This window comes from Streptomyces sp. NPDC046831, assembly GCF_040645305.1.
In the GTDB taxonomy this organism is placed as follows: domain Bacteria; phylum Actinomycetota; class Actinomycetes; order Streptomycetales; family Streptomycetaceae; genus Streptomyces.
The window spans coordinates 1-1,064 of record NZ_JBEYXZ010000084.1; the positions used below are offsets into that span (position 1 = coordinate 1).

The following is a 1,064-nucleotide window of genomic DNA, read 5'->3' on the forward strand; positions in this document are numbered from 1 at the left end:
GTTAGTTGACCCTTAAAAGATTCATCATTTTTCAGTTTGTTTAGAACCCAAGCCCCCAGTAGAATTTTACGTCTAGTATCATCTTTTCTTTGTCGATCAGAATTTTTCTTTTTTTCACGAGCAGCAATAGCTTGTTTTTGTGCTTTTAGTTGTCTTAATCGTTCTTCTTGCTTTGCAATTTTTTGCTCTAAAGTTTCAACACTCATACCATCACCATCTCAAGGAATCCCCCTCAAGCATAGGTCTGTTTGAATTGAAATTCAAGACAGCCCATGCTATCGTGGTTTTCCCGAAGGGCGCACTTAGCCATTGGATTTCATCCAATGGTGCGACAAGGGGTAAATCCCCTTTGTAATCCCCTGACCAACATATACATGTTGGTAATTTCGATAAATCGAAATAAAGAGCAAAAGCAAAATGGCGATATATCATTTTTCAGTTAAAACGATTAGTAGAGGTAATGGACGATCGGCCGTTGCTTGTGCTGCATATCGTTCAAGTGAAAAATTGGTATGCGATTTTTATGGAAAAGAACAAGACTACACAAGAAAAACTGGTGTCGAATTTACAAAAATCTATGCACCTGAAAATACAAATACTGAGTTACTCAAGCGCCAAACACTTTGGAATGAAGTCGAAAAGGTTGAACGTAGAAAAGATGCATTACTTGCAAGAGAGTTTGAGATTGCATTTCCCAGTGAGTTAAACGCTGAACAGCGTGAAAATATGCTCAATGAACTTTGCCGAAACCTCGTTAAAAAATACGGTGTCATCGTTGATGCTGCTATTCATGCACCTCATACAGACAGTGGAAGTGATGAACGCAACTACCATGCACACATCATGTTCACAACCCGAAGTATTAATGAGCAGGGTGGCTTTTCAGCAAAAAAATATAGGGACTTCAGTCGTGACAATGGCACAGAAACTGTAAGCCACTGGAGAGAATCATTTGCAGAGTTATGCAATCATCACCTGGAACAAAATGGATTTGATGAACGTGTCGATCACAGAAGTTATGAAGACCAGGAAAGTGACCTAGAAGCAACTCAGCACGAAGGTCA

Annotated in this window: 2 protein-coding genes; one reads left to right on the forward strand and one right to left on the reverse strand. The window is 39.5% G+C overall.

From position 1 onward, the window contains the following. Positions 1-206: hypothetical protein (locus ABZ920_RS30500; RefSeq protein WP_361512085.1), on the reverse strand; the 206-nt coding region annotated here is incomplete at its 3' end. Positions 207-417: 211 nt separating this feature from the next. Here ABZ920_RS30500 and mobQ point away from each other — a divergent pair. After that, a partial coding sequence (mobQ, locus tag ABZ920_RS30505; protein ID WP_361512087.1) for a MobQ family relaxase occupies positions 418-1,064 on the forward strand: 647 nt, incomplete at its 3' end.